This is a genomic window from Bradyrhizobium sp. 186 (assembly GCF_023101685.1).
Lineage (GTDB): Bacteria > Pseudomonadota > Alphaproteobacteria > Rhizobiales > Xanthobacteraceae > Bradyrhizobium.
Genome location: NZ_CP082164.1, coordinates 592,864 through 613,422 on the forward strand (window position 1 = coordinate 592,864; position 20,559 = coordinate 613,422).

The window sequence follows — 20,559 nt, forward strand, 5'->3', positions numbered from 1 at the left end:
TGGCAGTTTGCGTGCCCCGCCGCCTCAATCCTTCCGAAATACGATCGAGGCCATCCAGCCCGTCATCAGCGCCATCGCTGCGGTGACGAGGCCGTAGATGAGCCCGTTCTGCCGCGCATTTGTCGCGACGAACTGCTCGAAGCCGACCTTGACGATCTCGAACGCCGTCTCTGTCTTGCCGATGAACGCGCCGTTCGCGAACAATTTGATCTCGACCTCGTAGGTCCCGATCGGCACCTCCGCCGGCAGCGGAATGCCGGTGCGGAACAGCGTCGGCGTCAGGAACGTCACAGCAGCGGCATCCTCGCGATAGAGCCCGCGCTGCGTGCGCAGGCGGATGAAGGCCGAGCGGAAAGCGTCGTTCGGCACCACGTCGGCATAGTCGCCGCTGACCCGCTGCATCAAGAGGACGTTGTTGAGCCCGATCTGCTGCCGACGCGCGATCTCGGGCGAAGTGATCGCCTCGAACGAGCGGTTGGCGAACAGCGCCAGATAGCTCGGCACCTGGAGAAACTGCCGGTAGTCGGTGTTGATCCAGATGCCGAAAGTGCGCTCCTTGCGCCGCGTCACCATGTCGGCGCGCGGGCCGATCACGGTGACGACGAGATCGTAAGTCGTGTGATCGGCGGGCGTGGCCGCGTCCTTCTCGACCGAGCCGAACAGCACCAGCTCCTCGCCGGAATAGTTCGGCGTCACCGTGACGCGGTGATTGGAGACGGACACGATCAGCCGCTCGGCCCGCGCGGCGCCGCTGAGCAACAGCAGGAGAAGAGCTGTGAGAAGCGCGCGCGTCATCCGCTCACCCCCAGCTCGCGGATGGTGAAGAGGTCCTCGGGACGGATCACGAGCTCGACCGCGAAGCGGATGCCGACCGCGAGGATCAAGAGCCCGAGCAGCAGCCGCAACTGCTCGCCGCGGATCTTTTGGCCCGCGCGCGCGCCGAACTGCGCGCCGGTGACGCCGCCGACCATCAGGATCAGCGCCAGCACCGCATCGACCAGATGATTGGTCACTGCATGCAGCATGGTGGCGAACAGCATGGTGACGAGCGTGAGGACCATCGAGGTCCCGATCACCATCGAGGTCGGCACCCGCAGCAGATAGATCATGATCGGCACCAGGATGAAGCCGCCGCCGATGCCCATGATCGCGCCGATGAAGCCGATCGCTATGCCGACGATCACGACCGGGATCACCGACAGATAGATCTTGGAGCGCTTGAACCGCATTTTCAGCGGCAGGCCGTGGATCCAGTTGTGCGTGCGGCGTGGCGGAACGGTGCCGCGCCGGGTCCGCATCAGCGCGCGCAGGCCTTCCGAGAACATGAGGCTGCCGACGGTGGTGAGCAGCACCACGTAGGACAGCGCGATCATCAGGTCGAGCTGGCCGAGCGCGCGGAGCTGCGTAAACGTCCACACCCCGAGCGCGGTGCCGGTCACACCGCCGCAAAGCAACACGCTCGCCAGCGCCGGGTCGATGGCGCGCCGCCGCCAATAGGAGAGCGCGCCGGAAAAGGACGAGGCCGCGATGTGGCTCGCGACGGAAGCGACCGCGACCGCCGGCGTGATGCCGATGAAGATCAGGAGCGGCGTCATCAGGAAGCCGCCGCCGATCCCGAACATGCCGGAGACGAAGCCGACCGCGGCGCCCATCGCCAGCACGAGAAACACATTGATCGGAAGATCGGCGATCGGGAGATAGAGCTGCATCAGGCACCACGCTCCGGCGAGACGGATCGATTGCGCGGAATGCTCGCGGAGACGGAACGATTGCCGCGCCCCTCAATAGCCGAATTCGCTGACGTACGGGACCATGAATCGATCCGCCCGCGGCGTTTTTCGCCACGGGCGGATCAGGAATTCTCAGGCCTGGTGGACGATCGCGATCAATGCACAGCTGAGGCCGCGCGCTTGGTCGCGACCGCCTTCGGCGCTGGCTTCGCGTTTACCTGCGGCGCGCTGTCCCAGCCGCCGGCGGGCGCCACCACGTTGACGGCGTCATCAGGCTGCGGCTCGGCACTGAACGTCTGGATCGCAAGCTTGGCGGCGGCAAGCGATTGCGGGTCGAGGCGCTTGGCGACGTCGTCGCGCTTGCCCGACGCATCCGCATCGCCCTGGGCCGCCGCGAGGCTGAACCATTTATAGGATTCGGCGAGGTTCTGTTCGACGCCGATACCACGGGCGTAAAGGATGCCGAGGTTGAACTGGCTGTCGGCGACGCCGCGATCGGCGGCTTTGCGGAACCACTGTGCCGCGCTCTTGTAGTTGGCGCCGCGTCCGCCGCCGTCGGCATCGAGCACCGCGAGATTGTGCATCGCCTTGGCGTTGCCGCGTTCGGCGGCTTGCGTGTAATAGCGGCGGGCGATGTCGGCGTCCTTCTTCACGCCGAGGCCCTTCTCGTAGAGCGTGCCGAGCCGGAAGGTCGCGGGCACGACGCCGGCCTGCGCCGCGCGGTCGTACCATTTGGCGGCTTCGTCGTAATTCGTCGGCGTGCCCTTGCCCTCGGCAAAGCGTAGGCCGATCTCGTAGGCCGCGGCCGCATCGCCCTTCATCGCGGCAGTGCGCAGCACTGGGCCGCCGATGCCGTCAGGCAGCTTCTCGCTCGGCGGCACCTGGATGAGGCCGAGCTTCGCACGGCTTGCGCCCGAAAGCGCGCCGGTGACATCGCTGGCAGCCGCGGGCGGTGGCGCCGCGGGAGGGGCCGGCGGGATTTCAACCGAGGCCGAACTGCCCGAATTGGGGATCGCAGCCGGCGCGGAATTGTTTTGCGACTGCCGTCCGATCGGTGTCGGCGAGGTCATCGACGGCGTGATTTGCTCGGGTGCGGCCGGCTTGTTCTCGACGGGCGGCGGCGGGGCCTGCGGCGCAGGACCGCTCGACGTATTCTCCACCGCTTGCGGCGGCGGGCTGCCGCCATCGAGGAGGTTCATCGCCATCTTGAAGGTACCGAGCACGATCACGACCACGCTCGCGCCGACCAGCAGCGAACGGATTTTTGAGGTGATGGTCGAGCCACCTTCCTGGCCTTTGTCCTTGGTGCGGCCAGCGGTTGAGGCCTTGGCGGCGCGGCCGGTCTTCTCAGGCTGCGCGGCGGCAGCCTGCGCGGCGCGGCGCGCGGCCGCGATGAAGCTCGACGACGACACCGGTTCCTTCGGCGCGGCGGGGATTTCGCTGATCGCGCTTTCGGACGCGGCAATGCGCTCCGACGGTGTGGCGACGCGTCCGCCCGGCCGCGTACCCGGTTCGAGCGGATGATCGGGCGGCAATTCGGGCGCAATCGCAGCGCGCGCAGGCGCCGTATGCGGCTCGAGGATTTCGCTGATCGCGCGTGGCGGAACCGGCGGTGCCGTTGGCACCGGCGGCGGCGCGGCCGATGCCGCGGCGTGGAATTCGCGCGGCGCGGCCGCGAAGGCGGCCTGCGCCGCTTGCGCGGCGGCCGGATTGGGCAGCTCCGGCTTTGGGTCGTATTTCGGCTGCGGCTGCTGTGGCCGCTGCTCGCGCGCCACCGGCGCCGGCTCGATCGGGGCAGCGATCGGCATCGGCATCGGCGCAGCTGCCGGCGGCGCGGTGCGCACCGTGCGCAGATCGCCCTCGATCATGGAAAGGCGATCGACGACGTGGCCGAGCGTATTGTGCACGGCTTCAAGCGAGTCCTGGGTGCTCCGGTTGGTCTCGGCCTGGCTGTAGCGGATGTCGGAAAGCTCGCGCTTGACGAGGTCGACCACGCCGGAATCGGGAGGCGGTGCCGAGCTGCGGCTCTCGGCCAGCGCGGAATAGGTCGCCTGCTGCCGCTCCAGGTGTCGCAGGATGTCGTGCAGCCCGTCCTCGACGCGGCTGAGATTGCCGCTGCGCGGATCGGAGGCGGCCTCGATCCGCTCCAGCAGATACGAGACCCGCTGCTCCAGATGCGCAAAGGTCGAAGCCGAGTCGCTGCCGACCTGCATGCGGTCGAAGCGGTCCGACAGTGCCCGGATCGCGCTTTCGAGATGTTCGGTGCTTTCGGACGGCGTCGGCCGCTCGCGCGTTTCCAGTGCGGCAGTCAGCGCCGCGATGCGCTGCTCCAGCACGGCGAAGCTATCGCCGGGACCGGACGAGCGGGTGATCTGGTCGACCTTGGACGACAACAGCTGCACGTCGTCGGAGAGCCGTGCCAGCGCCTCGTTGGAGGCGACGTTGGAGACGATGCCGCGCAGCGCCGAGATCGCGCCTTCAAGCTGGCGCACCGTCGACGGATCGTCATTGGCGCGCAAAATCAGGTCGAGCTTGGCGCCGAGATTGCGGATCGCCTCGTCATAGCCGGTGAGCTGCTCGGCCGGCGTCAGCGTGCGCAGCACCTGCTTGATCTCGGACAGTGCGTGCTCGACGCCGGCGAGCGCCTGGCCGTCGGTGCCGGTGGAGCGGGTCTCGTCGATGCGCCGGTGCAGCGAGCGGATCTCGTTCTCGATCGATTCGATCGCGCGGCGTGGCATCGCCTCGGTGATGGCGTGACGGATCTCCGCGAGCTCGTTGCGGAAGGCGTTGACCGACTGCTCGCTATTGTCGGGGCGCTGGAGCGCCTCGATCTGGCTGGTGATCTTGAGCAGGTGTCGTTCGAGCGACGAGAAATCCGGCTGCGGCTGCTGCGGCGGAGCATAGGACGGGGCAGGCGGCGCCATCGGCGCGATCGATGGCGCGGCGCGCGGCGGCATCTGCCGCGGCGCAAAGCCGTCGAGCTCGCTCTGGCGTGCGGTGATCTCGGCGACCGCGACGTCGAACGAGGCTGGGCTCAGCGGCGGCGAGCTGCGATAGACCTGTGCTGCCGCGCGCTCGACCGCACCGGCCTGGCGCTGGCGCGTCTCAACGGCTGCCGGCCGCGGTGCCGGAGGTTGCTGCGCCTGCTGTGGCTTTGAGATTTGCGACAGCCGCGCGTCGAGGCGAGAGATGGCGTCGTTCAGCTGGCGCGCGACGCCCTGCTCGCGCGAGACCTCTTGGCGCGGCGCGGGCTTTGAAATCCGTTCGATCTGCTGGGTGATCGCGTCGAGCCGCTGGTGGATGTCGGCGACTTCGCGGCTCTCGTCGCTTGGGAGGATGGGGGCTTGCGGACGCTGCTCGTAAGGCCCGCGAAAGTTAGGCGCGGCAGACTCGCCGAGCGTGGAATTCAGCCAATCGTTGAGTGACATGCCGGCGCGACGCGCAGCAGCTTCGGCCCGCTCCCGGACGGATGGATCGATGCCGTCAACACTCCACGATACGCGCGAATTCATGACTCTGTCCGGTTCCGACTCCCGGCGCCCCACCCGGCGCCTCCAATCTCCCCACGCGTGCCGGTTGCAAGACAATCGAATTTGGCGCGGGTCGTCTGCCTCGAAAACCGACTTTTTCCTGTTACGGTAAATAACGGGTTAAGGAACGCGTCGCCGGTGTCTTAAAGTTGGGCGGCGGGAACCGGGGGCTTCATTGCCGAAGCTCGTCATGCCCGAGCTTTGTCCCGGGCATCCACGTTCTTCGTGCCGCGTGGCTAGGTGTGGATGGCCGGGTCGAGCCGTTAGCGCTCAAACTCTTGGGCCATATACGATTGCCTGCCCGCAAGCGGGAGGGGTGATCAAACCGATCAAACGTGTGGTCGTCACGCCTAGCTAGCGCCCCGGCGGATGCAAGCGGGTGTCCAGCGCAAATGGCTCCTGGGATCTCATCTTGTACGAGCTGGCGGCGTTGGCGGCGACGAAGATCAAGTTCCAGCTCGCCGTCGAAACCACACTCGGAATCACGACGAACCTGTGCTTTGCGAGCAGATCATCCCCAAATGCCTGCTGGCCGGCACTTGGTATCCCCGGCCTCAGCCAGTTGGGATTTGGAACGGCCGCCGGCTCGACCACGAAGGCACCGGCAGGATCGATGGTTGCCGCCGTGATCACGTGAGGTACGCTATCCAACGCTCTAAATCCCTTGTGGACGGCAACCTCCAGAATCGCTGTCGCGGGATCGATCGAACAGTACACCGCGCGAACACCCCTGCTGTTCCAGCGGCCGCCGACCAGAAACGCGCCCTCGCCATTGTCCCAGGTGGCTGCATATTTGGATTGATCGAGACGCCACGCCACCAGCCCGGAACCTCCGAGAGAAGCGGGAAGTGGCGTCACGCATAAACGCCATACTCGAGCCGTGCGAGAAAATCCTCGACGAGCTCGACGCCGGCAGGGGTTGCCAGCAGATCGATCGGCTTGCATTGATCGAGGCCGATGGCCGGACGCTCCAGCCACTGCTCGGCCTCGTCCTTCGATCCGAAAATCGAAGTCGCTTTCGCCAGTATCTCCGCAAGCTTCCACGCGCGGCCGCTCTGCTCCGAGCTGAGCTGTCCAGTATTTTCGGCCGTATGGCGCTGGTAGGTTCGATGGCTCATTCCGATTGCTCTGGCGAACGAATCGTCCCAGCGGAGAAACACGAGATTGTCGACGAAATGCAGCAGTGCCTTGGACGGAAGGCCATGCAAAAGAATTTCGTGAGCCTCTAACGTGCTCCGAGGCATCTTCCGGAAGGTCGAGGTCCCTCCGAGAAGTCGGGCGACCGCCGCCAGCCGAACGACGTCAGGAGATCGAGCTCGTTCGCCCATCAATCATCCTCGCCACTTGTCGTATCCAATATGACAAGTGGCGCGACAACTTTCAAGTGATGGCCAGCAAGATTCCCGGGCGTACTCTCGACTTAACCCTTCCCCTCGCGCTTGCCGTCCTCCAGCGGCACCACCGTGCCCTTGCCGCTCACCGCCGACAGCGCCTCGAGCGTCTCCTCGCAGAAGTCGGCCACCATCTGCTCATGCCGGGCGCCAAGGCGGAGCAGGAGCAGGTTACCGAGGTCGAGCACACCCGACGCCGTTCCCTCCGGAAAGCGCTTCTTCAGGATGCGCTCGTAGTTCTCGTGGCGGTCGCGGTGGTGCTCCAGCCGGGCCATCAGGTCGGTGCGCAGTGGCTCGATGTCGATGCTATCAAGCGCATGGAGGCGGACCAGCAGGTCGTCCTTGATCGAGGGCGGGGTGCTCGGCCGGGCGGCCCAGTGCCGCAGCGCTGTTCGGCCCTCGGGAGCGAGCGTATAAACCAGCTTGTTGGGCTTGCCGGATTGCACGACCTCGCGGCCCTGGATGTAGCCGCGGTCGCGCAGCTTGGAGAGCTCGCGGTAGATCTGCTGGTGGTCGGCCTTCCAGAAAAAGCCGATCGATGAATCGAACGTCTTGGCGAGCTCGTAGCCCGTCATCGGGCGTTCCGTCAGGCATGCGAGGATTGCGTCGCCAAGTGCCATGGCACCGGCCTCCCTTGTTCGACCTTGACCAACCAGCTTGACATTATGCGCATCGGCGCATATGCGTCAATGTGCATATGAGGCGGCCCAAGACCTGCCCGGCACCGGCCTCCGCGCTACTGTGCATGGGGTTGTTTTCGCTTTTTTGCCAAGGCCTTTATCAAGGGAGGCACCCTGACCATGACCGGCCTCGATTCCTGGTACGGCTACATGAAGTCCCAAGACCGCGCTGGAGCCCGCACGGCGCTCTGGGACCTGCTGCATCCCGACGCCGTCTTCGAAAGTCCCGTCGTGCACTCGCCGCAGCGCGGGCGCGACATCACCTTCAAATATTTGTCGAGCGCAGAGAAGGTCCTCGGCGGCCCCGGCTTCACCTATGTCGGCGAATGGACAAGCGACAACGGCGCCGTGCTCGAATTCAAGACCATGATCGACGGCATCGAGATCAACGGCGTCGACATCATCACCTTCGACGCTGACGGCCGCATCACGCATTTCAAGGTGATGGTGCGTCCGCTCAAGGCCATCAACATGCTGCATCGCCTGATGGCGGAGCAACTCGCCGCCCAATCATGACGCTGCCCTGAGGTTGCAGAAGCAGCTAAGCTCGCGACACGCGCTGCGCCGCAGGGACTCTTCAGAGAATTCCACTACTTCAAGGCCCATGCCGGGAGAACGCCATGCCGATCTATAAAGCCCCCGTCGAAGACATGAACTTCCTGCTCAACGACGTCTTCCAGATCGACCGCTACGACAATCTGGCTGGGTTCAGCGACGCCTCCAGCGACGTGCGCGAGGCGGTTTTGGGCGAGGCCGCCAAGCTGGCGGAAGAGGTGCTCCAGCCGCTCAATCGTGTCGGCGATCTCGAAGGCTGCAAGCGCGCCGATGACGGCAGCGTCACCACGCCGAAGGGTTTCAAGGACGCGTTCAAGCAGGTCGCCGAGGGCGGCTGGCTCGGTCTGTCGGCGCCGACGGAGTATGGCGGCCAGGGCCTGCCGGTGACGCTGAGCCAGGCCGTCAACGAATTCCAGTGCTCGGCCAACATGGCGTTCTCGATGTATGGCGGCCTCACCATGGGCGCGACCGCGGCGCTCATCGTCCATGGCACGCCGGAGCAGAAACAGATCTACGTGCCGAAGATGGTGGCGGGCGAGTGGACCGGCACCATGAACCTGACCGAGCCGCAGTGCGGCACCGATCTCGGCATGCTCCGCACCAAGGCGGTGCGTCAGAGCGACGGCAGCTTCAGGATCACCGGCACCAAGATCTTCATCTCGGCAGGCGAGCATGACCTGGCTCCCAACATCATCCACCTCGTGCTTGCCCGCATCGAGGGCGCACCCGCTGGCATCAAGGGCGTGTCGCTGTTCGTGGTGCCGAAATTCCTGGTCAATGCCGACGGTTCGGTCGGCGCCCGCAACGGCGTGGTCTGCGGCTCGATCGAGCACAAGATGGGCATCCACGGCAATTCCACCTGCGTGATGAACTACGACGGCGCCACCGGTTGGCTGATCGGCGAAGAGAACAAGGGCATGCAGGGCATGTTCGTGATGATGAACGAGGCTCGCCTCGGCGTCGCCGTGCAGGGTCTCGCGCAGTCCGAAGTCGCCTATCAGAACGCGGCTGCCTATGCCCGCGAGCGCATCCAGGGCCGTTCGCTCACCGGCACCAAGGCGGCGGACAAGCCCGCCGATCCGATCATCGTGCATCCCGACGTGCGCCGCACGCTGCTCTCGATCCGCGCCTTCAACGAGGCCGCGCGCGCCTTCGTGATGTGGACCGCGCTGAAGAGCGACGTCGCCCACCGCTCCGAGGATCCCAAGGACCGCCAGGCCGCCGACGATCACATGGGCCTGATGACGCCGGTGCTGAAAGGTTTTCTCACCGAATACGGCTTTGCCAATGCGGTGCAGGCGCAGCAGATGTATGGTGGCCACGGCTACATCGCCGAGCAGGGCATGGAGCAGTTCGTGCGCGATGCCCGCATCGCCATGATTTATGAAGGCGCCAACGGCATCCAGGCCCTCGACCTCGTCGGCCGCAAGCTGCCGCGCGACGGCGGCCGCGCCATCATGGCGTTCTTCGGCGAGGTCATGGCCTTCGCCAAGGAGAACGGCGGCGACGAGGCGATGAAGCCGTTTATCACCCCGCTCTCGACCGCGCTCGGTCACCTCCAGCAGGCCACGACCTGGCTGATGCAGAACGCGATGGCGAAGCCGGACAATGCCGGCGCTGCCGCAACCGATTACCTGCATCTGTTCGGCTTCGTCGCGCTCGGCTACATGTGGGCCCGCATGGCGAAAGTGACCCAGGCCAAGATTGCCGACAGCGGGGCGACGCCCTATCTTTCGACCAAGCTCGTTACCGGCCGCTTCTTCATGGAGCGGATGCTGCCGGAGACCGCGGCCAATCTCGCGCGTATCCAGGCCGGCAGCGCCACCATCATGGAATTGCCGGCGGAAGCCTTTTAAGGCCGCTTTTTCCGCCCGCGACCCGTCCACTATCAGATCAAGATCATCATATCAGGAGGGCGTCATGCCTGAGGCATTCATCTACGATCACGTCCGCACCCCCCGCGGCCGCGGCAAGGCCGACGGCGCGCTGCACGAAGTGACCGCGCTTGCGCTTGCGACCGTGCCGCTGAAGGCGCTGAAGGACCGCAACAACCTGCCGGAAGACACTGTCGACGACGTCGTGCTCGGCGTGGTCGATCCCGTCGGCGAGGCGGGCTCCGACATTGCGCGCTTCGCGGCGCTGAAAGCGGGTCTCGGCGAGGCCGTGCCCGGCGTGCAGATCAGCCGCTTCTGTGCATCCGGCCTCGACGCCGTGAATTTCGCTGCCGCGCAAGTGATGAGCGGCCAGCATGACCTCGTGATCGGCGGCGGTGCGGAATCGATGAGCCGCGTCGGCATCGGCGCCTCCGGCGGCGCCTGGCCGATGGATCCCTCGATGGCGGTGCCGTCCTACTTCATGCCGCAGGGCGTGTCGGCCGACCTGATCGCCACCAAATACGGCTTCTCCCGTGACGATGTCGACGCCTACGCGGTGCAGAGCCAGCAGCGCGCGGCCAAGGCGTGGGACGAGGGCCGCTTCAACAAGTCCGTGGTGCCGGTAAAGGACATCAACGGCCTCACCATTCTGGCCAAGGACGAGCACATGCGTCCGTCGACGACGATGCAGTCGCTGGCGCAGCTCCAGCCGGCGTTCACGATGATGGCGCAGATGGGCGGCTTCGATGGCGTCGCGGTGCAGTCGCATCCGGAGATCGAGCGCGTCAACTACGTCCACCATGCCGGCAACTCGTCGGGCATCGTCGACGGTGCCGGCGCCGTGCTGCTCGGCAGCAAGGAGGCGGCTAGCAAGTACGGCCTGAAGCCGCGCGCCAAGATCCGCGCGTTTGCGAACATCGGCTCGGAGCCCGCGATGATGCTGACCGGTCCGGTCGACGTCACCGAAAAGCTGTTCGCGCGCTCGGGCATGAAGAAATCCGACATCGACCTGTTCGAGCTCAACGAGGCCTTTGCCTCCGTCGTGCTGCGCTACATCCAGGCCTTCGACATCGACAACGCCAAGATCAACGTCAATGGCGGTGCGATTGCGCTCGGCCATCCGCTCGGCGCCACCGGCGCAATGATCTTGGGCACCGTGCTCGACGAACTCGAGCGCACCAACAAGTCCACCGCACTTGTCACGCTGTGCATCGGCGGCGGCATGGGCACCGCGACCATCATCGAGCGGGTGTAGCGACGTAGCTGCGTAGGGTGGGCAAAGCGAAGCGTGCCCACCACCGACGTCTCAACAAATAATGGTGGGCACGGCGCAAGGGCGCCTTTGCCCACCCTACGAGGTCACAGTCAACCGCCGCGCCGAAAGACTGGCTGCGGCACCGAGGAGCACCAACATGGCTTACAAGAACTTCAAGGTTGAGACCGACGCCGACGGCATCGCGCTCGTCACCTGGGATATCCCGGGCCGTTCGATGAACGTGCTCGACGACACCTCGACCAGCGAGCTCGAGGTGATCGTCAAGGCGACCACGGCTGACGCCGCGGTGAAGGGCGTCGTCATCACCTCCGCCAAGGACGCCTTCTGCGCCGGCGCCGACCTCTCGATGCTCGAGGGCATGAACCAGGCCTACGCAAAAGTCTTCAAGGAGCAGGGCGAGACCGCGGCGAACCAGATGCTGTTCGATCGGAGCCGACGCTTCTCGCAGGTGCTGCGCTCCATCGAAACTTCAGGCAAGCCTTGGGCTGCCGCGATCAACGGCCTCGCGCTCGGTGGTGGTTTCGAGATCACGCTGTGCTGCCACTACCGTGTGGCGGCGGAGAATCCCAAGACGCGCTTCGGCCTGCCTGAGGTCAAGGTCGGCCTGTTCCCCGGCGCCGGCGGCACGCAGCGCGTGCCGCGCCTGGTGCCGCCGCAGGACGCGATGATGATCCTGCTCAAGGGCGACCCGGTCACGATCGAGAAGGCGAAGGCGCTGAATCTCATTCACGCCATCGTTCCGGCTGCCGATCTCGTCAAGGCGGCGAAGGATTGGATCAAGGGCGGCGGCAAGGCCGTCGCGCCCTGGGACGAGAAGGGTTTCAAGCTCCCCGGCGGCCCGGTCTTCTCCAAGGCCGGCATGATGATGTTCCCGGCCGGCAACGCCATCTATCGCCGCGAGACCTACGACAACTATCCGGCCGCGCGCGCGATCATGAGCTGCGTCTATGAAGGGCTCCAGTTGCCGATCGACGCCGCGCTGCGCGTCGAATCGCGTTACTTCACCTCGGTGCTGCGCTCAAAGGAAGCGGCCGCGATGATCCGCAGCCTGTTCCTGTCGATGCAGGAGCTCAACAAGGGCGCGCGCCGTCCGAAGGACGTAGCCCCGACCAAGGTGAAGAAGATCGCCGTGATCGGCGCCGGCTTCATGGGCGCGAGCGTCGGCTACGTCTCGGCCCGCGCCGGCCTCGACGTGGTCCTGATCGACCGTGACCAGGAGAGCGCCGACAAGGGCAAGGCGCATGCGCAGAAGGTGATCGAGGAGCAGATCAAGAAGGGCCGCGCCAAGCCCGCCGACGCCGAAGCGCTGCTCGCGCGCATCACGCCGACCGCGGACTACGCAACGCTGAAGGACGTCGATCTCGTCATCGAGGCCGTGTTCGAGGACCGCAAGGTCAAGGCGGGGACATTTGCCAAGGCGCAGGAGCATCTCAAGCCGGACGTGGTTTTCGCGTCCAACACGTCCACGCTGCCGATCACCTCGCTGGCCGAAGCGTTCAAGGACCAGGGCAAGTTCGTCGGCATCCACTTCTTCTCGCCGGTCGAGAAGATGATGTTGGTCGAGATCATCAAGGGCAAGAACACCGGCGACCTCGCGCTTGCGACCGCGCTCGACTACGTCCGGCAGATCGGCAAGACGCCGATCGTGGTCAACGACAGCCGCGGCTTCTTCGCCAACCGCTGCGTCGGCCGCTACGTTGCCGAAGGCAACGAGATGTTCTTGGAAGGCGTGCCGCCGGCGATGATCGAGAACTGCGCCAAGATGGCCGGCATGCCGGTCGGTCCGCTCTCGCTGTCCGACGAAGTCGCGCTCGACCTCGGCCTCAAGATCATGAAGGCCACTGAAGCGGACCTCGGTCCGAACGCCATCAATCCCGATCAGAAGAAGCTGATGGTGGAGCTGGTCGAGAAGCAGGGCCGGTTGGGCCGCAAGAACAGCAAGGGCTTCTACGACTATCCGGAGAAGGGCAAGGGCCAGAAGAGTCTGTGGCCGGGCCTCTCCGCGCTGCAGCCGAAGCAGCTCGACCCCGATACGCTCGACATCGAGGAGCTGAAGCAGCGTTTCCTGGTGGTGCAGGCGGTAGAAGCCGCGCGCACGGTGGAGGACCACGTCATCACCGATCCGCGCGAGGCTGATGTCGGCTCGATCCTCGGCTTCGGCTTCGCCCCGTTCACCGGCGGCACGCTGTCCTACATCGACTTCATGGGCACGAAGAAATTCGTCGAGCTCTGCCACAAGCTCGAAGCGAAGTACGGCTCGCGCTTCACCCCGCCGAAACTTCTCGAGGAGATGGCTGCGAAGGGAGAAACCTTCTACGGCCGCTTCGCGCCGAAGAAGGCGGCCTGACAGGCGCTCGTAGCCCGGATGGAGCGAAGCGAAATCCGGGACAGGCTCGCCCGCATGTGAAGACCCGGATTGCGCTTCGCTCCATCCGGGCTACGCTTCAGAGATAGTTAAACAAGAAAGGCCGGATCATCGATCCGGCCTTTCGCATGTCCAGGCGGGCTCATCACGGTTGCGTCAGGATCCTTCCTGTTTTGTGGAACCGGCCACAGAATCTGCGTAGAGAACCTGCCATAGTCACGGTGCCAACCCGTCGCGCAATTGTCATAGAGGCGTCAAAGGGGCGCCGTTCTTTTGCTCGGCCTTGGCACTACTCTTGCTAATCAGTCGGGTCACGAACCCTCACGAATCTTGTCGGGACACTTGCCGATCCATCGGCAAGTTGAAGATCAAAGAAGAAAGTGTCCTCAATGAACTCTTTGGTGCTGCGGAAGACCGCGCTCGATCGCGATCTCGCGAATTATGTTGCGTTCGCGCCTGGCGGCCGCTTGCCGCGGCAGAAGTCCGCGCGGCTGCGCCGCAAGGGGCCGGTGTTTTGGGCAGCGTTGGCGTCACTTGTGCTGGCGGCGGATTTTCTGCTCGCCAGCCTCGCCTGGCTCGCCGTCGACCTCCTCATGGGATGAGATGTCCCGCGTGTGCAACAGATACGTTGCCGCGAGATAGGCGAGCTGACAGACGGCAAGACAGATGGCGATGACGGTCACGCCTGCCATCATCCCAAATTCGTAAGCGCGAAGAACAATTGCGGAAAAAATTGCAATGAGCGGGGAGATCAGGATCAGCGCCCAGATCTTGAATACGAAACCGGTCGCCGCTCCCACCAACGCACTCGCAAGCATCAGTATAAAGGCAATCGTCAACTTCAACTCCAATGAGAGCGCAGGCGCTCCGCAATCGAGCTTTGCCCGCTTCGCAGGCAGTAACAAGACAGTCTTTCTGACATTTCGCGAACCTCGGTTCATAACGCTCGTCAGAGGTATGGTGGTCCGGTGCTACCCTCTTTATCGATTTCGCATTTGAGCTTCAGCACCCTTCCAGCGCCGCATTTCCGATCGCCCAAACAGAAAAGGCCGGATCACCGATCCGGCCTTTTGCGTGGCGATGGCGCCAGCCGCTTTACGCGGCCTGGGCCAGCCCTTCCTTCTTCAGCGCTTCCTGCACCATCGGCCGCGCCGCGACGCGGGCCTTGTAGGCGGTGAGGTTCGGCATCGCCGAGAGGTCGAACTTCATCCGGTCGCCCCAGGTCAACATCGTGAAGAGATAGCCGTCGGCGACCGTGAACTGCCTGCCCATGAGGTAGTCGCGGCCGGCGAGCTGGCTGTCGATGTATTTCAGCTTGCCCATGACCCGGTCCTTGAAGAACGCCTTGGCCTCATCGTTCAGTGCCGGCGCGAACAATGGGCCGAAGCTCTTGTGCACCTCCGAGGTGAGGAAGTTCAGCCACTCCAGCAGCTTGTAGCGTTCGGAGCTGTCGCGGGCCGGCGCCAGCGCCTTGGCCGAGGCCCGGTCGGCGATCATCTGGACAATGACCGGTCCTTCGGTCACGATCTCCCCGCTATCGAGGCCCAGCGCAGGGACTTGGCCCTTGGGATTCAGCTTCAGATAATCCTCACCATTTTCGAGCTTCTTGGCCCGGAGATCGACCTTGATCAGCTCATAGGGCAGGCCGGCTTCCAGGAGCGCGATGTGGGGGGACAGGGAGCAGGCGCCGGGCGTGTAATAGAGTTTCATGGAATTTCCTCCTCTTGACGCTTGGTTGGGGCGAAAGAAACGCCTACATGCGCCTGCATGCAATAGTCAAGATTGATGCAGGTGCATCGAGTGGGGTAAGAGACGGGCGACGAGTTTGAGCGGGACCATGAAACGCAAGCCATCGACCGAGGCAACCTCCGCCTGGATCCGCCTGATGCGGGTGCAGAGCCGTGTGCTCGGCTGCGTCGAGCAGGATCTGAAGAAGGCCGGCTTCCCGCCACTGGCCTGGTATGACGCGCTGCTCGAACTCTCGCGTGCGCCCTCGGGCGAGCTGCGGCCGGTGGAGCTCGAACGGCAGATGCTGATCCCGCAATACTCCACCTCGCGGCTGATCGACCGGCTCGTCGACGAGGGGCTCGCATTGCGGCGCGAATGCAAGATCGACAAGCGCGGCCAGTTCGTCGAGATCACGGAAGCCGGCCGCGAGTTGCAGAAGCGGATGTGGGGCGCCTATTCGGCTGCGATCGAGAAATATGTCGGTTCGAAACTGTCAGATACGGATGCCGTCAAGCTCAGCGGTCTGCTCGACCGCCTCGGCTGCGCGTGCGGCGAGATGAAACTGCCGCCCGTCGTCAACGTCAACGAAAGCACGCCGTCGCGATGATCGCGCGGCAAACCAGCAGGTCCGCGCAACCGCAGGGTTCGCGGACCATCCCTGTCACCCGCGCGCATTCAATCGAAGCGCCTTTGATTAGAGTTTGATATGGCGCGAGACCAGATCGATATGACGCCGCTGCAATCGCGCGACGAGCTCGTCGCGTGGTTCGAGGAAGGCTGCAAGGACCCGTCCGAATTCCGCATCGGCACCGAGCATGAGAAGACGCCGTTCACGCTCGAAGACCACCGTCCCGTGCCTTACGACGGCGCGCGCGGCATCGGCGCGCTGCTCGAAGGCATGAAGCTCCTGCTCGGCTGGGAGCCGATCATGGAGAAGGGCAACATCATCGGCCTCTACGACGTCACCGGCGGTGGCGCGATCTCGCTCGAGCCCGGCGGACAGTTCGAGCTCTCCGGCGCGCCGGTGGAGACCGTGCACCAGACCCAAAGCGAGCTGATGGCGCATCTGGCGCAGGTGCGCGAGATCGCAACGCCGCTCGGCATCGGTTTCCTCGGGCTCGGCATGACGCCGTCCTGGTCGCGCGCCGACATCCCGGTGATGCCCAAGGGCCGCTACAAGATCATGACCAACTACATGCCGAAGGTCGGCCAGTACGGCCTCGACATGATGTACCGGACCTGCACGGTGCAGACCAATCTCGACTTCTCGTCCGAAGCCGACATGGTCAAGAAGCTGCGCGTGTCGGTCGCGCTCCAGCCGATCGCGACCGCACTGTTCGCCAATTCGCCGTTCACCGAAGGCCAGCCCAACGGCTTCCTCTCCTTCCGTTCCGAGATCTGGCGCGACACCGACAATGCGCGCGCGGGCATGATGCCCTGGGCATTCGAGGACGGCATGGGTTTCGAGCGCTATGTCGACTACGCGCTCGACGTCCCCATGTATTTCGTCAAGCGCGGCGATGAGTACATCGACGTGTCGGGCTCCTCGTTCCGCGCCTTCTTCGACGGCCGCAACAACAACCTTCCCGGCGAACGTCCGACACTGTCGGACTGGGCCAACCATCTCTCGACGATCTTCCCGGAGGTGCGGCTGAAGCGCTATCTCGAGATGCGCGGCTCCGATGGCGGCCCCTGGGGCCGGCTGCCGGCGCTGCCCGCGTTCTGGGTCGGACTGCTCTATGACGATACCGCGCTCGATGCCGCATGGGACGTGGTGAAGCACTGGACGGCGCATGAGCGGCAGGCGCTGCGCGACGACGTGCCGCGCTTCGGCTTCAAGACGCGGATCAAGGACCGCTATCTGTTCGAGATCGCCAAGGAATGCCTCGTTCTGGCACGTGCGGGCCTGCGCCGCCGCGGCCGGATCGATCAGCTCGGCCGCGACGAGACTCGGCATCTGGAGCCGCTCGATCGCATCATCGATGCCGGCCGGACCCCGGCGGAGGAGATGCTGGACAAGTTCAACGGTCCCTGGAACGGCTCGGTGGAACCGGCCTACGCGGAATACGCTTTCTAGTTCGATCGACCGACGCTCAGGACTTAAGCCGTTCATCGCCCATACAGGTTTGCGGCGATCAAATGACCGGCTGAAAAAAACCTGAGCGTCGTCAATAACTCGAAAGCTGTTTCCGATGGGGAAGGGCCGCCTGCCTGGGGCCGTCATGGCAAGCGTCGCGGCAAGCATCGTGGCATGCGTCGCGCTGCTGACGCTCGCGCTTGCGAGCGGGCCTGCGCGCGCCCAGACGGCGTTCGACCGGCCGGGCGGCGACTATTTCAATACGCCGGTCACGTCGGGCGATCCCGAGGATTGCGCGCTGCTGTGCGAGCGCGATCGCCGTTGCCGTTCCTGGAGCTTCAGCTATCCCGATGTCGAAGGCGGCTCGGCGGTGTGCTGGCTCAAGAACGCGGTGCCGCCGCGCGTGCCGCAAAGCTGCTGCATCTCGGGCGTACGCGGCGCTGGCGTGATCGAGCCGCGCATCGAGGGCGTAGAGACGTCGATCGACCGCCCCGGCGGCGATCTGCGCAATTTCGAACTCAAGGCCAGCGAAGGCGAGGAAGCCTGCAAGGCCGCCTGCACTGCGGACAACAAATGCCGCGCCTTCACCTATGCCCGCCCCGGCTATACCGGCCGCGAGGCGCGCTGCTTCCTGAAAAAGGAAATCAAGCCGCCGCGCCGGAAGGCGGGGTTCACGTCGGGCGTGGTGCGGTAATCAAGGTGCCGTAGGGTGGGGCTAAGGCGCATTTTGCGCCGTGCCCACCATCTCTCCGCGATCGCGACGACTGTCGGTGGGCACGCTGCGCTTTGCCCACCCTACTTCACTCCGACGCAATCACCGTGATCTCCGGCCACAGAGCCTGCCATCGCGCCGCTTTCGTAACGTAGTTCGCCGCGGAAAAATTCAGGCCCGGGTTGGGCCGCACGATCAGTCTTTCGACGTCGTCGAATCCGTGCGGCGCGTAGGCCTGGTAGCCGTCGCCTGCGCGCCTCACTCCGACTTGCGTGTTCTGCGTAAGGAAGCGGTCGATGCCATCTGTCGCGCGCGTCAGGGGCGGATAGGGCAGGCCGTGCTTGTCGGGATACCACAGGTGCACGCGCGCCTGGTTGCGGATCTCGACCTTGGCACCGAGATGCCCAAGCCGCTCATGCAGCCTGCGGATCACACTGTCCTCCGCCTCCCACGAGGTATCGGGATCGAAATAGAAGGCGTCGTAATCGGAGATGCCATGATCGATCGCGCGGCCCGTGAGCACATTCCAGACCGTCTGCGCCAGGCACCCCGCGACCAGCCATGCATCCGGTAGCGCGAGGCTGTGGAGTTCGTCGATGATGGCAACGTTGACCGGATTCTTCAGTGCCAGCGCGAGGAAGCGCGCTTCGTCCATCGCGCCGCTCACGCGCCCTCGCGCGTGTCATAGCTCGCACGCGCCGTCTTCGATGCCAGCGCGCGCCAGCGCCGCCGCAAGAACGGCTCGACGATCTCGCGCTTGGCCTTAGACAGGCGGATCAGCACGATCGGATAATCGGCGTAGTGATCGGTGAAATAGAAAATCTTGGGCTGGCTGTCGACCAGCATCGCGCGCTCGTCGATCGGCACGTCCGGCATCACCAAACTGTCGCCGTCCTCCTTCAACCGCACGAGCATCTTCTTGCGCACTTTCAGTGCGGGCGTGCCGTAGGAGGTGCCGTCCTCGACCTCCGGCCACGTCAGCGCAAATTTTCTGACGTCGTCGAAGGTCATCCGACGGGCCTCCTCACCATGAGCCCCCAGCTCCGAAACCGGCGCTGCACACGGACCATGAACACGGTATCGTGGCTGCGGGGTTCCGCCTGGAGCAGTGTGGCCGCATGATCCTCTGGTGCACTTGGTTGCCCGGCCATGAGGTTGGCTCCGATCGCTGGCGATTGCACATTTTGGCGAGCATTGCGCTTCCCGTTGGAGAGGTTTGCAATCTCAAAGCGCGGTTGGGCTCTTGGCGGGGCTTCGCACCAGAATGGACAGCAGAAGGACATGAGGGCTTGAATGAGTGAATTGGCGGTGCTGGATCCGCGTGCAGCCTTTGTTGATGTCGGCAGTGAGAAAATGCATGTGTCGATCGCGGGTGGGCCACCCGCGCTGTTCGGCACGGTGACCTCGCAGCTGCATGCGCTGCGCGACTATTTGGCCGAACATCAGGTGCGCTCAGTCGCGATGGAAGCGACCGGGGTCTATTGGTTGCCGCTCTATGGGGTTCTGGAAGCTGCGGGCATGGAGGTGGTGATGGTCGATGGCCGCCAAACGCGCAATCTTCCGGGGCGCAAGACCGACATGAAAGACTGCCAGTGGGGCGCCACGCTGCATGCGCATGGCTTGCTGCGGGCGGGCTTTGTTCCCCCGGCCAATATCCGCCGTCTGCAGGACTATCTGCGCCTTCGCGGGGACCACATCGCGGCGGCCGCCGGACATGTCCAGCACATGCAAAAAGCGCTGGAGCGGATGAATATCAAACTGCACGAAGTCATCAGCTCTCTGACCGGGGCGAGCGGTCTGACCGTGATCCGCGCCATCCTCGCCGGTGAACGCGATCCGCAGGTCCTGTTGGGTCTATGCGATATTCGAATCCGCAACGTCAAAGCTGAGCGCGTCGTCGAATCGCTGCGCGGCGACTGGGCCGAAGAACATTTGTTCGCCCTCGCGCAGGCCGTTCAAAGCTGGGACCATTATCAAGGCCTCATCGCCGCCTGCGATCGCCAGATTGCGGTCGTCCTTCGCCAGATGCCGGACGCGAAGGTGCCGCCACCGGCCGCTTCGACAAAGACAGGAAAACCGCGCACGCGGCCGGGCGTCAATGCGCCGGATATCGCGGATCTGCGGGAGATCCTCGCACAGATCTGTGGCGCCAAGGATTTGACGACGCTGCCCGCCCATAGCGAGTACAGCGTTTTGCAGCTCATCGGTGAAGTTGGCACGGATCTGACCAAGTGGCGGACTGAAAAGCACTTCACCTCGTGGTTGGGGCTTGCTCCCGGAAGCGCTCAAAGCGGCAAACGCAAGGCTTCGGTCAAACGGCGCCGCAACCGAGCCGGCCAGATCTTTTGTGTGATGGCCCGTGCCTTGGCCCGCAGCAAATACGTCGCGCTCGGCGGCTTTTACCGGCGCATGGCGGCACGGCGCGGCGGCTTGGTGGCGAACAAGGCCCTCGCGCGAAAACTAGCCACACTCTTCTGGCGCGTGATGGTCAAAGGCCTCGACTTCGTCGAGACAGGTGTGGCTCAATACGAGGCGAGGGTATTGGAAACCAAGCACCGCATTCTGCACCGACTGGCTCGCCAGCTCGGCCAGCAAATCGTCCCCAATCCAGCCGCCGTCGTCTGACAGCGTGTTCATGGAG

General features: G+C 64.6%; 18 protein-coding genes. 8 read left to right on the forward strand and 10 right to left on the reverse strand.

The genetic code is table 11. The annotated features are described in order from the left end of the window. Positions 1-24 precede the first annotated feature (24 nt). The 6 genes from IVB18_RS02690 to IVB18_RS02715 all read right to left on the reverse strand — a co-directional run bounded on the left by IVB18_RS02690 (position 25) and on the right by IVB18_RS02715 (position 7,271). Positions 25-795 (reverse strand): TIGR02186 family protein, encoded by a 771-nt coding sequence (locus IVB18_RS02690; RefSeq protein ID WP_247987798.1) that lies wholly within the window; start codon positions 793-795, stop codon positions 25-27. Then, on the reverse strand, positions 792-1,709 hold the full coding sequence (locus IVB18_RS02695) for a sulfite exporter TauE/SafE family protein (RefSeq protein ID WP_247987799.1): 918 nt from the start codon (positions 1,707-1,709) through the stop codon (positions 792-794). The genes IVB18_RS02690 and IVB18_RS02695 overlap by 4 nt, the downstream gene beginning before the upstream one ends. Before the next feature lie 176 nt (positions 1,710-1,885). Then, positions 1,886-5,242, reverse strand: a complete 3,357-nt coding sequence (locus IVB18_RS02700) for a tetratricopeptide repeat protein (RefSeq protein ID WP_247987800.1) — start codon at positions 5,240-5,242, stop codon at positions 1,886-1,888. A 372-nt stretch (positions 5,243-5,614) separates the two neighbouring features. Continuing rightward, positions 5,615-6,118 (reverse strand): RES domain-containing protein, encoded by a 504-nt coding sequence (locus IVB18_RS02705; protein ID WP_247987801.1) that lies wholly within the window; start codon positions 6,116-6,118, stop codon positions 5,615-5,617. Beyond that, positions 6,115-6,588: an antitoxin Xre/MbcA/ParS toxin-binding domain-containing protein gene (locus IVB18_RS02710; RefSeq protein ID WP_247987802.1), complete on the reverse strand. Its 474-nt coding sequence runs from the start codon at positions 6,586-6,588 to the stop codon at positions 6,115-6,117. Before IVB18_RS02710 ends, IVB18_RS02705 begins: the two co-directional genes overlap by 4 nt. Before the next feature lie 92 nt (positions 6,589-6,680). After that, positions 6,681-7,271 (reverse strand): PadR family transcriptional regulator, encoded by a 591-nt coding sequence (locus IVB18_RS02715; protein ID WP_247987803.1) that lies wholly within the window; start codon positions 7,269-7,271, stop codon positions 6,681-6,683. A 180-nt stretch (positions 7,272-7,451) separates the two neighbouring features. Between IVB18_RS02715 and IVB18_RS02720 the strand changes: the two genes are divergently transcribed. From IVB18_RS02720 to IVB18_RS02735, 4 genes are all read left to right on the forward strand, one after another. After that, a complete protein-coding gene (locus IVB18_RS02720) occupies positions 7,452-7,847 on the forward strand; it encodes a nuclear transport factor 2 family protein (protein ID WP_247987804.1) in 396 nt (131 codons plus the stop codon). 104 nt (positions 7,848-7,951) lie between these two features. Then, positions 7,952-9,742 carry an acyl-CoA dehydrogenase C-terminal domain-containing protein gene (locus IVB18_RS02725; RefSeq protein WP_247987805.1) on the forward strand — a complete coding sequence of 597 codons (1,791 nt, stop codon included), beginning with the start codon at positions 7,952-7,954 and terminating at the stop codon, positions 9,740-9,742. Between the two features lie 64 nt (positions 9,743-9,806). After that, the gene (locus tag IVB18_RS02730) at positions 9,807-11,015 is read left to right on the forward strand and encodes an acetyl-CoA C-acetyltransferase (RefSeq protein WP_247987806.1); all 1,209 of its coding nucleotides are present in this window, start codon (positions 9,807-9,809) and stop codon (positions 11,013-11,015) included. Between the two features lie 157 nt (positions 11,016-11,172). Next, on the forward strand, positions 11,173-13,383 hold the full coding sequence (locus tag IVB18_RS02735) for an FAD-dependent oxidoreductase (RefSeq protein ID WP_247987807.1): 2,211 nt from the start codon (positions 11,173-11,175) through the stop codon (positions 13,381-13,383). A 548-nt stretch (positions 13,384-13,931) separates the two neighbouring features. Here IVB18_RS02735 and IVB18_RS02740 read toward each other — a convergent pair. Together IVB18_RS02740 and gstA are read right to left on the reverse strand one after the other, a co-directional pair. Next, positions 13,932-14,240 (reverse strand): hypothetical protein, encoded by a 309-nt coding sequence (locus IVB18_RS02740; protein WP_247987808.1) that lies wholly within the window; start codon positions 14,238-14,240, stop codon positions 13,932-13,934. Positions 14,241-14,496: 256 nt separating this feature from the next. After that, positions 14,497-15,111: a glutathione transferase GstA gene (gene gstA / locus IVB18_RS02745; protein WP_247987809.1), complete on the reverse strand. Its 615-nt coding sequence runs from the start codon at positions 15,109-15,111 to the stop codon at positions 14,497-14,499. 127 nt (positions 15,112-15,238) lie between these two features. Between gstA and IVB18_RS02750 the strand changes: the two genes are divergently transcribed. The 3 genes from IVB18_RS02750 to IVB18_RS02760 all read left to right on the forward strand — a co-directional run bounded on the left by IVB18_RS02750 (position 15,239) and on the right by IVB18_RS02760 (position 17,900). Then, positions 15,239-15,736 (forward strand): MarR family winged helix-turn-helix transcriptional regulator, encoded by a 498-nt coding sequence (locus IVB18_RS02750; protein ID WP_247987810.1) that lies wholly within the window; start codon positions 15,239-15,241, stop codon positions 15,734-15,736. 99 nt (positions 15,737-15,835) lie between these two features. Beyond that, the gene (locus IVB18_RS02755) at positions 15,836-17,206 is read left to right on the forward strand and encodes a glutamate--cysteine ligase (protein WP_247987811.1); all 1,371 of its coding nucleotides are present in this window, start codon (positions 15,836-15,838) and stop codon (positions 17,204-17,206) included. Between the two features lie 115 nt (positions 17,207-17,321). Next, complete coding sequence (locus IVB18_RS02760) at positions 17,322-17,900, forward strand: PAN domain-containing protein (protein ID WP_247987812.1); 579 nt, start codon at positions 17,322-17,324, stop codon at positions 17,898-17,900. A 106-nt stretch (positions 17,901-18,006) separates the two neighbouring features. Here IVB18_RS02760 and IVB18_RS02765 read toward each other — a convergent pair whose 3' ends face one another. Together IVB18_RS02765 and IVB18_RS02770 are read right to left on the reverse strand one after the other, a co-directional pair. After that, positions 18,007-18,573 (reverse strand): nucleotidyltransferase family protein, encoded by a 567-nt coding sequence (locus IVB18_RS02765; RefSeq protein ID WP_247987813.1) that lies wholly within the window; start codon positions 18,571-18,573, stop codon positions 18,007-18,009. Between the two features lie 8 nt (positions 18,574-18,581). Continuing rightward, positions 18,582-18,929 (reverse strand): MmcQ/YjbR family DNA-binding protein, encoded by a 348-nt coding sequence (locus IVB18_RS02770; RefSeq protein WP_247987814.1) that lies wholly within the window; start codon positions 18,927-18,929, stop codon positions 18,582-18,584. A gap of 282 nt (positions 18,930-19,211) precedes the next feature. On the opposite strand from IVB18_RS02770, the gene IVB18_RS02775 reads away from it, so the two are divergent. Beyond that, the gene (locus tag IVB18_RS02775) at positions 19,212-20,543 is read left to right on the forward strand and encodes an IS110 family transposase (protein ID WP_247987517.1); all 1,332 of its coding nucleotides are present in this window, start codon (positions 19,212-19,214) and stop codon (positions 20,541-20,543) included. Positions 20,544-20,559: the final 16 nt, after the last annotated feature.

Bases quoted from the DNA above. Each gene is read 5' to 3' on its own strand.
- IVB18_RS02690 (WP_247987798.1), bottom strand. From the start codon at position 795: ATGACGCGCGCGCTTCTCACAGCTCTTCTCCTGCTGTTGCTCAGCGGC.
- IVB18_RS02695 (WP_247987799.1), bottom strand. From the start codon at position 1,709: ATGCAGCTCTATCTCCCGATCGCCGATCTTCCGATCAATGTGTTTCTC.
- IVB18_RS02700 (WP_247987800.1), bottom strand. From the start codon at position 5,242: ATGAATTCGCGCGTATCGTGGAGTGTTGACGGCATCGATCCATCCGTC.
- IVB18_RS02710 (WP_247987802.1), bottom strand. From the start codon at position 6,588: ATGGGCGAACGAGCTCGATCTCCTGACGTCGTTCGGCTGGCGGCGGTC.
- IVB18_RS02715 (WP_247987803.1), bottom strand. From the start codon at position 7,271: ATGGCACTTGGCGACGCAATCCTCGCATGCCTGACGGAACGCCCGATG.
- IVB18_RS02720 (WP_247987804.1), top strand. From the start codon at position 7,452: ATGACCGGCCTCGATTCCTGGTACGGCTACATGAAGTCCCAAGACCGC.
- IVB18_RS02725 (WP_247987805.1), top strand. From the start codon at position 7,952: ATGCCGATCTATAAAGCCCCCGTCGAAGACATGAACTTCCTGCTCAAC.
- IVB18_RS02730 (WP_247987806.1), top strand. From the start codon at position 9,807: ATGCCTGAGGCATTCATCTACGATCACGTCCGCACCCCCCGCGGCCGC.
- IVB18_RS02735 (WP_247987807.1), top strand. From the start codon at position 11,173: ATGGCTTACAAGAACTTCAAGGTTGAGACCGACGCCGACGGCATCGCG.
- gstA (WP_247987809.1), bottom strand. From the start codon at position 15,111: ATGAAACTCTATTACACGCCCGGCGCCTGCTCCCTGTCCCCCCACATC.
- IVB18_RS02750 (WP_247987810.1), top strand. From the start codon at position 15,239: ATGAAACGCAAGCCATCGACCGAGGCAACCTCCGCCTGGATCCGCCTG.
- IVB18_RS02755 (WP_247987811.1), top strand. From the start codon at position 15,836: ATGGCGCGAGACCAGATCGATATGACGCCGCTGCAATCGCGCGACGAG.
- IVB18_RS02760 (WP_247987812.1), top strand. From the start codon at position 17,322: ATGGGGAAGGGCCGCCTGCCTGGGGCCGTCATGGCAAGCGTCGCGGCA.
- IVB18_RS02765 (WP_247987813.1), bottom strand. From the start codon at position 18,573: ATGGACGAAGCGCGCTTCCTCGCGCTGGCACTGAAGAATCCGGTCAAC.
- IVB18_RS02770 (WP_247987814.1), bottom strand. From the start codon at position 18,929: ATGACCTTCGACGACGTCAGAAAATTTGCGCTGACGTGGCCGGAGGTC.
- IVB18_RS02775 (WP_247987517.1), top strand. From the start codon at position 19,212: ATGAGTGAATTGGCGGTGCTGGATCCGCGTGCAGCCTTTGTTGATGTC.